The sequence below is a fragment of the Sorangium sp. So ce302 genome, from assembly GCF_051530145.1.
Lineage (GTDB): Bacteria > Myxococcota_A > Polyangia > Polyangiales > Polyangiaceae > Sorangium > Sorangium cellulosum_B.
This window is the reverse complement of the sequence record NZ_CP150326.1, coordinates 1418571-1429732: the sequence shown is the minus strand read 5'-3', so window position 1 is coordinate 1429732 and position 11162 is coordinate 1418571. Positions and strand designations below refer to the sequence as shown.

General features: G+C 67.8%; 7 protein-coding genes. 3 read left to right on the top strand and 4 right to left on the bottom strand.

Annotated features, from left to right (window positions below):
- Nucleotides 1-81 precede the first annotated feature (81 nt).
- The 4 genes from WME73_RS05425 to WME73_RS05410 form a co-directional block, all read right to left on the bottom strand.
- On the bottom strand, nt 82-390 hold the full coding sequence (locus WME73_RS05425) for a hypothetical protein (RefSeq protein ID WP_437914972.1): 309 nt from the start codon (nt 388-390) through the stop codon (nt 82-84).
- 61 nt (nt 391-451) lie between these two features.
- A complete protein-coding gene (locus tag WME73_RS05420; RefSeq protein WP_437914971.1) occupies nt 452-1444 on the bottom strand; it encodes a hypothetical protein in 993 nt (330 codons plus the stop codon).
- A gap of 227 nt (nt 1445-1671) precedes the next feature.
- Complete coding sequence (locus WME73_RS05415) at nt 1672-1995, bottom strand: DUF7716 domain-containing protein (protein ID WP_437914970.1); 324 nt, start codon at nt 1993-1995, stop codon at nt 1672-1674.
- Nucleotides 1977-8693, bottom strand: a complete 6717-nt coding sequence (locus tag WME73_RS05410) for an RHS repeat-associated core domain-containing protein (protein WP_437917352.1) — start codon at nt 8691-8693, stop codon at nt 1977-1979. The genes WME73_RS05415 and WME73_RS05410 overlap by 19 nt, the downstream gene beginning before the upstream one ends.
- 522 nt (nt 8694-9215) lie before the next feature.
- On the opposite strand from WME73_RS05410, the gene WME73_RS05405 reads away from it, so the two are divergent.
- Genes WME73_RS05405 through WME73_RS05395 form a run of 3 tightly spaced genes read left to right on the top strand, consistent with a single transcriptional unit; the run spans nt 9216 to nt 11143 of the window.
- The gene (locus tag WME73_RS05405; RefSeq protein WP_437914969.1) at nt 9216-9812 is read left to right on the top strand and encodes a hypothetical protein; all 597 of its coding nucleotides are present in this window, start codon (nt 9216-9218) and stop codon (nt 9810-9812) included.
- A 12-nt stretch (nt 9813-9824) separates the two neighbouring features.
- Nucleotides 9825-10391: a sterol desaturase family protein gene (locus WME73_RS05400; RefSeq protein ID WP_437914968.1), complete on the top strand. Its 567-nt coding sequence runs from the start codon at nt 9825-9827 to the stop codon at nt 10389-10391.
- Nucleotides 10388-11143, top strand: a complete 756-nt coding sequence (locus WME73_RS05395; protein WP_437914967.1) for a sterol desaturase family protein — start codon at nt 10388-10390, stop codon at nt 11141-11143. The genes WME73_RS05400 and WME73_RS05395 overlap by 4 nt, the downstream gene beginning before the upstream one ends.
- The last annotated feature ends 19 nt before the right edge of the window (nt 11144-11162 follow it).

Genomic DNA, 11162 nt, shown 5'->3' with positions numbered 1-11162 from the left:
TACGCGCACGTCAGCCGCTCGAGCGCGTCGTACCTCCACTCGGTCACGACCCCATGATGCCGGGATCCGGGCGGTATCATTCTATATGTTTCTATCGCCCAATTGCTGGTTCAGGATGTCGTGCAGCGGCGTTCCGTTGGGGCTGTTCATCTCCCACTCGTGTCCACCCTTTCGGAATATCAGCCTGAATTCTCCCTTCTCTGCGTCATCTTCGATCGCTCTCGAACCGTCGAGGACGGCGAGAAAACCGAAAACTGCATGATGGGCCGCCATGTTGAGCACTCGAAGCAGCGTCGCCTGTTCCTGGTCGGACAAGGTTCTAAACCACCGACTGGCCTCGATAAGACTTTTCTCCGGCCGACGGCCCGGCGGGTGTTCCAATGTTGCCACCGTCGCCTCGGCTGCGGCTTCGAGAACGTTTTTTGTATTGCTGCGACAAATTTCTCCGGTGTCATTCCGTAAAAGCTCCAGGGTACATTTCCTTGTTGAGTCGAATTAGTTCTTGGAGTGCGCCGTTTGGCACATTGATGGACTGATGCAAGTTCCAAATGTCATCCTCGTCGGTGAGCGCATCGATCGAGCCGAGGCGATCGACATGCACGTAGCGGGTGCCGTCGCCCGAGCCTCCCCGGGTCACGATCGCCACCACGCGCTCCGGCGAGTGGACGTGGTACCGGTGCTCCACGGCGCCTGACGCCGCCTCGGTGACCCGCTCGTACAGATCGCCGAAGTAGAGCGTCTCCTTTTCCGGCGTGGTCTTGCGGATCCGCTGCTGGTCGCCGTCGTAGCCGAACGTGATGGTGCTCGCGCCGTGCGTGATCTGCTCCGGCACGTCGAACGGCGTATAGCGCACCGTCGTGCCGCCAGGCCGCGCCGTCTGATTACCGACAGCGTCATGCGCGAAGGTGTCCGTACCCGCGCCGGTGATCGCATGCGGGTGCAGCGGGTCGTCATACGAGAGGTCACCGACGTCCGACTTGAAGGTGAGATTGCCGTTCGGGTGGTAGTCGTAGCGGAGCGCGCATGGTGCCGTCGCGCTCTCGAGATCGCCGAAGTACGCGCAGGTCAGCCGATGGATCGGATCATACCGGAAGCGCTCCGTCGTGTTCTCTGGCTGGAGCGCGTCGGTGCGGCGCGTGAGATTCAGGAGATCGTCGAACCCATAGTCCAGGTCTTGCACCTCACCCGCGCCGCTCTGCGTCGTCAAGTGCCTCAGGCGCTGCTTGTCCGCGAAGTAGCTCCGCTCCGTGACGGCGCCGTTGCCAAACACCTCCTCCCGGAAGCGCCCCGCGTCGTCCACGCCCGCCAAGCGCCAGTAGGTGAGGTTCGTTCCGCTGTCGCGCACGACGAGCACATGGCCGTGCGCGTCGCGATCGTGGGCCACGACGAACGGCGCCGCGCCGGCAGGCGCCGGGTACGTGACCGTCTCGACGCGGCCGAGCACCTCGTCGGGCTCACGGATGTGATGTGTGTGGCCGCGTTCACGTGCTCCTCGAAGCAGACCGGCGGGAGCGTGGCGCGCGCCATCTCGGGCGGAACCGCGACGCGAGCAGCCACTGTGCGAACTCAGACGCGAGGAAGCGCACCTCGGCGCAGAGCAGGCCGAGGGGCGCGTTGCGCAGCATCGGACCGACGACCTGGACATGGTCGGTTTCCGCGCGACGAGCCGATTCATTCCCGCGATTTACCCACCGACACGTGCTGGGGATCGATGAACGCGTCATGTCGCGCATAATGCAGAACCGCTGCGAGCCGCTCTTCAGCCGACGTATCACGCCGAAGCTGGGCCTCGAGCCCGACGATGGCGTCCCTGACTTGCTCAAAACTCAAGATGTATTCGAGGTCTTCGACCCTCCGAGGACGATGCCGATCGAACGAAAGAATGACGACGGGTGTGTTCAAGGTGATGCTCGTTCCGGATGGAACATATAGGTCGTCATCGGGCTCGTATTTTTCCCACTCCTGAAGAACTTCTTTTAGTAGAGATGTCCCCATTCACTCATCCCTCCCTGTCCGTTTGGATGAAGTAGATTTTGCCAGGACGAGCCCGACGCGTGTTGCTCGATTGGAACCAGCTGAAGCACACCAGGTCTACCGGGAACGTGATGCCATGTCCACCCCGTGGGTGATCTTCCAAGAACGCGACCCGTTGGACTCAGGACCGTGCTCTCGAACTGTTGCCCTAGGGTTTGACGAAGCATTTGCGCGAGCTGTGGATCTGCCATCGCTTGAAGCAGATTCTCATTCGCTGCGGCGAAGTGCGCAGGGTATCTGCCGACCCCGGCCTTCGGGATGGTGGTCTCGAACGCCACCGAGTACGCTCTCGGTGTTGCCGTCGCGGCTCCCGCCGCCGTCGACCCCTCCGCGAGCGCTCCCAGCCCTCTGCCCGCACCGTACACCGTTGCCGCGCCGAGGAGGATCGCCTTCACCCCCGCCGAGCCCGCTGTCCGATAGTCATCCCGATCGATGGCGAGCGCCGTGTCCGCCGCGCCGCGGCCGATGTGGTAGAGCGGGTTGACGGCATTGAGCGCGCCGACGAGGCCGTCTTCGTCGTACCCGGCCCACATCGCGCTGGCGAACTCGTAGCCGCTGTACATCCCGAGCGTCAGCGCATTCAGCACGAGCATCCGCCCGATCCCTGCTCCGAGGTCGCGCGTCCCCTCCGCGGCGCCCAGCAAGGTCTGGCCGACGACGGTGCCTGGGCCGCCGACGCCCGAGTGCTCCGGCGATACGGTCACCGGCTGCGGCACGTACCCGGATGAGCTTCCGGTCGTGCCCACGTCGATAGGCGCCGTCGTGGCGCCGACCTCCACGGCCTCGCGCGGCCCTTCTTCAGGCTGGTTTGCTTTCGGCGGCGAGTAGAAGAGCTCTACGGCGTATTGTTCCGGACGCACCACCGAGTAGACCGGCAGGATCGGCGCCTCCACCGGCTCTTCCTGGAACCCGCTCGGATCCACGTGATTGAGCGGGCTGTTGCGTACGTAGCTGTATGGATTCCAGCTCTGCCCGAAGGACGGAATCGAAACGATCGGGTCCGTCGTCAAGAACCGCCCGATCCTTGGATCATAGAGCCGGCCCTTCATGTTCACGAGCCCGAGGTCGTCGTCGCTCTCGTGTCCGGTGAACCCCTGCGTCGTCTCGCTCGGGAACGACGCAGGCGGGCGCTCCCCCCAGACGGGGTTCCTGCGCTGCCCGAACGGGTCGTAGCTCCGCCGTTCGATCACGTCGCCGTCCTCGTCGGTGAGCGCATCGATCGAGCCGAGGTGATCGACATGCACGTAGCGCGTGCCGTCGTCCGAGCCTCCCCGGGTCACGATCGCCACCACGCGCTCCGGCGAGTGGACGTGGTACCGGTGCTCCACGGCGCCCGACGCCGCCTCGGTGACCCGCTCGTACAGATCGCCGAAGTAGAGCGTCTCCTTTTCCAGCGTGGTCTTGCGGATCCGCTGCTGGTCGCCGTCGTAGCCGAACGTGATGGTGCTCGCGCCCTGCGTGATCTGCTCCGGCAGGTCGAACGGCGTATAGCGCACCGTCGTGCCGCCGGGCCGCGCCGTCTGATTACCGACAGGGTCATGCGCGAAGGTGTCCGTACCCGCGCCGGTGATCGCATGCGGGTGCAGCGGGTCGTCATACGAGAGGTCACCGACGTCCGACTTGAAGGTGAGATTGCCGTTCGGGTGGTAGTCGTAGCGGAGCGCGCAGGGCGCCGCCGAGCTCTCGAGATCGCCGAAGTACGCGCACGTCAGCCGATGGAGCGAATCGTACCGGAAGCGCTCCGTCGTGTTCTCGGGCTGGAGCGCGTCGGTGCGGCGCGTGAGATTCAGGAGATCATCGAACCCGTAGTCCAGGTCCTGCACCTCCCCCGCGCCGCTCTGCGTCGCCAAGTGCCTCAGGCGCTGCTTGTCGGCGAAGTAGCTCCGCTCCGTGACGGCGCCGTTGCCGAACACCTCCTCGCGGAAGCGCCCCGCGTCGTCCACGTCCGCCAAGCGCCAGTAAGCGAGGTTCGTTCCGCTGTCGCGCACGGCGAGCACATGGCCGTGCGCGTCGCGGTCGTGGGCCACGACGAACGGCGCCGCGCCGGCCGGTGCCGGATACGTGACCGTCTCGACGCGGCCGAGCGCGTCGTAACCCAGCCTTGCCTCCAGGGGAGAGCGCTCTCCATCGATGCGGAGCGAGATCGTGTCGAGCTGGCCACGGCCCGTGTACCCGTACGTCTTCTCCCCGTCGGGGCTCGCGAGCGTGTGCAGCTTGCCGACGCCGTGCGCCGCGGTGTCCCAGGTCCACGTGGTCGTCAGGCTCTCCGCGCCGTCCTGGTCCACGCGTGAGCGGGGTCGACCGAGCGCGTCGTACGTCCACGTGACCTTTCGCTCGAGCGCATCGGTCGACGAGATCTGATCGCCGAAGCCGTCATGGATCGAGACCGTCGTGCCCCGATCGGGATCGTCGAGCTGCCGGACGCGGCCGAATGCGTCGCGCGTCGTGCGCGTCACCGCCTCGCCCGGATCGGTGACCGTGTGCAACAGTCCGAAGGGGCCGTACGCGTAACGGGTGATCCCGTCGGCCGCGTCGGTGATGGTCTTGATGCGCCCCAGCGGGTCCTGCTCGGTCACCGTCACATGATCGAGCGGGTCGGTGACGCGCACCTGCAGGCCATCGTACGCCGTCGTCGTGACCGCGTTCCACGGCGTCGTATGGCGCACCTCGCGGCCCGCGGCATCGTACTCGTAGCGATCGTACAGGATCGCGCTCTCGGGCGTGTCCTCCCTGACCGGCACCGAGCGCCGTGCGATGTGCTCGCCCAGCGCGTCGTACCCGATCTCCTGCATGATGCGCTTCGCATCGCCCGAGCCCTCCGACGGCTGCGGTTCGGGCCCGTATCCCAGCCACCGGATCGGGCGGCCGAGGCTGTCGAACTCCACCGTATCGTCGGCACCGCCGGTCGTGATGCTCTGCTGCCTCACCCGCCACGCATCCTGCGCCGGGCCACCGTCCTTGGTGCGAGCGAGCGTGACGGTCGTCGTCGTGCCATCCGGGCGGTTCTCGATGCCGAGCCGCCCGAAGCCGTCGTGCGCCCACGTCGTCACGAGCTGATTCGGATCGACCTGCTTGAGGAGCACACCGAGCGCGTCGTCGAACTCCACGAGCGTGGAATGCTCGGCCGCGTTCACGTACTTCTCGGGGAACATGCCCTGCTCGTCGAAGTCCGTGCTGGATGTCCTCTTGTGCCCGAAGGCGTCCTCGGCCGTGACGCCGGTGATGTTCCCGAAGTCGTCGCGCGCGTACGTAAGCTTCAGCTTCGTGTCCGGCAGGCCGTCGTCGCTTTCGGTGGACTCGGTCTCGACCTCGCCGTAGATCGTTGTCGTTCGCGTGAGGGTCCTGCACTGCGACATCCCCGCCGCCGCGCTGCACTCCTTCTGCGTCTCGAGCTGGCCGAGCACCCAGCGCTCGGTGTCGTTCTTGAACGACCGCGTGACCTCGAGCGTCAGGTCGACGCCCTCCGTCGAGACCTCCTCGGCGCGCACGTTGCCGAACATGTCGAAGTCCGTCACCTTCGACACCGAGTCGCGCAGCAGCGTCGCGCCGTCGCCGCCGCGCTCGATCTCCCGCACGTACGCCTCGATCGAGGTCGCGTCACCGCTCGGGGGCGGATAGACCCCTTGCGCTCGCCTCACCCGGCGCTCGGTGGGCAGCGTGAAGTACGTGGCGCCGTCGTTGGTCGGCACGAGCGTCCGCGTCACGTCGCTGAACGAGAGCTCGATCTGCTCCGGTCTGGGCTGGCTCGCGAGCCCCGGAGCCCCGCGCAGCGTCCGCTGGACGCTCCCCGCGAAGGGAAAGACCTGGAGCTCGTCGTCGAAGGTGACGTGGTCGTAGACGTCGATCGTCACGGCACCCGTATCCAGGTCGGTGACGATCCGCTCGCCGAACCCGAGAAATCCGCGGCCCAGCCGGTGGTAGCGTCCGTCGCGGTAGCCGACCTCGAAGCGCCGCGGCCGGTCCGCGCCGTTGTTGAGCGCGTACGCGCTGACCACCCGGCGAGGGCCCACGACGCAGCGCCGCGGATAGCCGCAGTCGTCCGCCGCGCCGGAACGCGCGACGTAGAGCGCGCTCCTCCGGTCGGGATCCTCTTCCGCGCCTCCGCTCGTGACCGGCGCATCGGTCAGGTGGCCGTACGAGATGCTCACGTTGGGCACGAAGCCCGGCTCGGTCGGCTCGTGCGCGTTCATCCCGTCAGAGACTGCGACCAGGAGATCCTGGTCGGCCGAGAGGTTCTGGAAGACGTTGAACACACCGCCGAGCGGCAGGATCACGTCCTGGGCCCCGTCACCGTTGAGATCGCCGGTGCGCGGCCCGTGCGGATCGGCGAGCGTGATCGCGTCACCGAGCTTGGCCTCGAAAGGAACCCCTGCGTCGACGAGCTTGAACGGCGGCCCCGCCAGGTCGCCCGTCGCTTGCAGGACGGCCCAGGAGGGGAGGACATTGGAGCCACTCAGCAGCATGCCTGGTGGGACGGGCATGAGCAGATCCTGCCGTCCATCGCCATTGAAGTCGAGCGGCACCGCGAGGCGGAAAAGCGCGTCCTGGTCCGGGACCCCCAGCACATCGCCGAAGCTGAACGCGTCGACGGTCCGGAACGGCGATATCACGAACGTCGACCCCGTGTTGAGGTAGGTGTAGAGCTGGCCGCTAAAGCCGGATTCGACGGCATCGGGCAGGCCGTCGCCGTTGACGTCGAGAAAGACGACGCGGCCCCCGCGCGGCACGACAGGGAGCTTGGTGTCGATGACCCCCCAGCGTTCCTCGCCCCGGCGCATGATCGCCTCGTAGCTATCTTTGATGAGGGCCGTCCCGTCACCAAACAACTTCACGGAGGGCACGATGAGATCGATCTTGCTGTCGGCGTCGATGTCGAGCGTGTGGATCTCCATTGCGCAGGGATAGCCGGTGAGCAGCTCGATCGATTCGCCCGTGGGGTCGAATCCCGCGGACGTCGCGCCGCGCGCGGGCCTCCAGAGGTGGACGGTCCACACGGCGGAGAGCGGGTTCGGTACCAGCTCCTCAGCGTGGTCCTGGCACTGGATCAGATCCGGCACCGAGTCCCCGTCGAGATCGGCGAGGTGCACCGAGGCGCCGGGGCGTCTCAGGCTCGGCGGCGCAGGCGTGACCCCGAGCGGGAACGGCCGGCGGATGCCCGTGTCATGGAGCGCGAAGGTCCGGTCCGGCTGGGACAGCAGCACGTGCCATGTGGTCTTGGTGTCGAAGACGTCGTGGAGAAAGACGTCCATCTGCCCATCGTCGTTGTAATCGAGCACCGTCCCGAGCTCGGGCTGAAGAAGGGCCGGGTCGGACGGTCCATCCGGATCGGCGACGAACAGCCAATCCTCGAGGAAGGCGAGCTCAGGCGCCGCGAGAAAGGACGGCGAGGCGCGGGGCCCGAGGTTGCGCGCCACCCCCCACGCGGTGATCGGATGCGACGGCGTGCTGGGCCCGGCGACGATGTCCGGAATCACGAGATCGTCGAGGCCGTCGGCGTCGATGTCGAACACCATCGGGCTCGCCTTCTCGGAGACCGGCTTGTCGATGTCCGTCGTGAGCCGCTCGAATCCGGGCTTTCCGCGGCTGTACTGAAACCGTGTCGGCGGCTTGCAGACCCCGTCGCTCGCGCACTCCTCGACCTGGGTCAGGAGCGTCCGGCTCGTCGTCAGGCTCAGCTCGTAGCGGAAACCGTAGCTCCGGACCAGCGCGTCGCCCGGACCGAGCATCTGGATCTCCTCCAGGCGAAGCGAGCGCTGGAGCGCCACGCCGCCCGAGTAGCCCATGCGAACCGCGGCCGAGTCCTTGGTCCCGTACACGAAGCGCACCGCCCGGGAAGGCTCGAGCGACGGCGTGCCCTCGAAGCCCGTGTATCGAATCTCATCCACCGCGTACTCGGCGGTATGGCCGTCCTCGGCCTCGGCGAGGCAATATGCGTACGTCATGGCGTTGCCACGGCCGTCTCGGGCCTCGTTCGCGAGCCACGCACGCGGGACGCCACCTCGCGCGAGCGGCTTGCTGCCCTCGGTACGCCCGTACTCGACGACGCGGCCGGAGGGCAGATACGCCTCGAAGAAGAGCGCCTCGGCGTGCCCGCCGCCGTCCGGAGGGGTGTGACCGACCACCTTGACGAAGGTATCCGGGAACGTGCGGTACTCGATGGTTCCCGGCCCCTCTCCCACGGGGACGAGGCGCTGGCCGTCGAGGCAGAGCGCGTCGTCGCCGTCGTACCGCACGCCGCGGATCTCCCCGTCTTGCGCGAGGCTCTTCGGACATCGCGTGATCGCGGACAGCCCGGTGAGGGAGAAGCCGTTGCCGAGCACGCCGTCGCCGCCGTCGCTGCGGTAGACGATCTGGAGCCCAGGACCCATGCCCGCGCGCGAGGGCGGGGAGGCCAGATCCATGGTGTACACGGCCTCACCGGTGCTCGTGATGGAAAACGCTCCGGGGATGGCGCCGGCGGCGACGGTCTCGACCTCCGGCGCGGGGCGGGACGTGGCAGGGCTGTGCACACGCTGTGTCCGGCAGGCGACGAGGCCACGAGGCGGCTCCGGAAGCGGCTCGCCGAAGCTGCACTGGCACCCGCCCGACGCGAGCACGCAAGCGAGAAACATCCAGAGCGGGATCAACGCCCTGAGCGACCAACGCGGAACTGGCGACATCACGGCCTCCCCGGCGAACAGCCGTGCCACGGCGCTGCATCGCGCGTCAAGCGCTGCGCTCATGCCGAACCGCGCCATCGATGCCGAGGTCGAGGCATTCGTGAATCCCTCTGTACCTGACCGGTGTGCGCGCGGCGGGCGCCACAGTTGCCCTCGTCGAGGCGCGATTGGCCGTCCATGATGAAGTCACGACGAGGAGAGGGCAACCGAGCGTGAACGCGCGCATGACGGCGTGCCCCCTGCCTCGACGATCACAACCGCGGTTCTCGGCTGAGCCTCGCACGGCCCAGATTGAGTGGATTGAGCCGGTACGGGCGGTCAGCACGCACGACGGCGTGATCGGAGCGCTCGCCGGCCGCCCAAGCGCAGGGACGACTCGATCGGCGTTGCCTACCTCGACGAGGACCAGCTCACGCTGGGGTTACCTACGATCTGGAACCGCCGGGCACGGGAAGCTGGAGTCTCGGACACGGGCGACGATCTGCGCGCCAGATCCAGCGCGCTCCGTGGTAGGATCTCATCATGGCCGAGCTCATGCCGACGCCGGACGCCGCGCTGTCGCATCGCCTCGGAGCGCGTTCGGCGCTCGGGGCACGCGCGCAGGAGCTCTTCGAGGAGCTCTCCCCCTACCGCGGCGACGGGCTGCGCAACCACTGTCTTCGCGTATTCCACTTCACGATGCTGCTCCTCGAGCGCCGCCGCCAGAAGGCCGATCCCGACCTGCTCCACGCGCTGGCGATGATTCATGATCTCGGGCTGCTGTGCCCGGACGAGCAGGGCGGAGACTACATGCAGCGCAGCCGCTCGCTGTTCCACCGCGCCTTCGCCGCAAAGTCGTTCGAGCTCTCCCCGCATGACCTGCGCGTGGCCGACGAGTGCCTCCTCTACAACCATCGCCTCCGCCCGACGCCGGCGTTGTGCCCTGAATCGACGGCGTTCCGGCAGTCGGTGTGGATGGACCACTCCCTCGGTGTGCGCCGCTACGACCTCGACGCCGCCTCGGTGCGCGACGGCTTCGCGCGTTATCCGCGGGGCGACTTCAACGCGGTCCTCCTCGACTTCGCCCGGCGCGTCCTGACGCGCGAGCCCTGGACCCTCGTCGACGGCATCTTCATGTGAGGGCCAGGCCGCATGTCGACCCTGCGTGGCGCCATGTTCCGGGACCCCGCCGACGCGCGGCGGCTCGCCGTCGTCGCGGCAGCCGAGGTGATCCTCCTCGGGATCGGCGTGTGGAGCGGAGGCGGCGCCCTCGCCGGAGCGCTCTTCTGGGCGGCTGGCCTCGCGGGATGGACCTTGATCGAGTACCTGCTCCACCGCTTCCTCTTCCACCTGCCGGCGGAGCACCCGCTCGCCTTCCTCGGCGCCCGTATCCACCTGGCGCACCACGAGGCCCCTGACCAGACGCCGATCGCCAAACCCCCCGCCGCCACGCTCGGGGCCTTCTCCGCAGGCTTCTGCGCGACCGCGGCGGCCGCGGGGGTCTCTCGCGCCGCGCCGCTCTGGGCCGGGCTCGTCGCCGGCTATCTTCTTTATGAGCTCTCCCATCTCGCGGCGCACCTGCTCGGCGACGCGGAGCACCCTCTTCCGGCGCAGCGCCGCCATCACCTCCGGCACCACGCCGCGCCGCGCGCACGCTTCGGGGTGAGCTCCGCGCTCTGGGACCGGGCGTTCGACACCGGGCGCGAGGCAGGCCAGTGAGCGCGTCTGACCAGAATGGCTCGCCCGACCCCGCCCCGCTCGACGACTCGGGCCGGGCCGAGCTGCGGCGGCGCCGGGTCATGTCGATGCCACGGTGGTACTCTCCCTGGCTCCACCTCGCCAGCACGGTCGGCCTCGGGTGTGGGCTCGCGGCGCTCTCGCTCACGCGGTTGCATGGCCTGCGGGGCTGGGAGCTCGCCGCGATTCCGCTTTTCTTCGTCTTTTGCAATGCCGTCGAGTGGCGGGCGCATCGGGGTCTGCTTCACCGGAGGCGGCGCTTCCTCGAGGCGTTCTACGACCGGCACACGCCGGTGCACCACCGCGTGTTCGTCGAGCGCGACATGGCGATCCGCACACCGCGTGAGCTCGGCTTCGTGCTGATCCCGTCGTACGGCATCGCGGGCGTCTTCGCGCTGACGCTCCCGCTCGCGCTCGCCCTCAGCGCGGCCGGTCAAGGCAACCTCGCGTCGCTCTTCGTGGCGACGTGCATGGCGTACATGGTGCTGTACGAGTGTCTCCATCTCTCGTACCACCTCCCGCCGGACGGTAGGATAGGCCGCAGCCGCGTCGTGGCACAGCTCCGGCGCCACCACGGCGCGCACCACCGGCCGTCGTTGATGCGACAGTGGAACTTCAACGTCACCTTCCCGCTCTGGGATCTGGTTCGCGGGACGTACTACCGCGGCGACGCCACGGACGCGACGACCCGGGATGTGCGCTCCAGATCAGCGCTCGAGCGTCTCGAACGGTGATGTCAGCGCCCGGGAACCG

Coding starts and splice junctions, on each gene's coding strand:
- WME73_RS05415 (WP_437914970.1), bottom strand. CDS start 1,995: ATGGGGACATCTCTACTAAAAGAAGTTCTTCAGGAGTGGGAAAAATAC.
- WME73_RS05410 (WP_437917352.1), bottom strand. CDS start 8,693: ATGTCGCCAGTTCCGCGTTGGTCGCTCAGGGCGTTGATCCCGCTCTGG.
- WME73_RS05405 (WP_437914969.1), top strand. CDS start 9,216: ATGGCCGAGCTCATGCCGACGCCGGACGCCGCGCTGTCGCATCGCCTC.
- WME73_RS05400 (WP_437914968.1), top strand. CDS start 9,825: ATGTCGACCCTGCGTGGCGCCATGTTCCGGGACCCCGCCGACGCGCGG.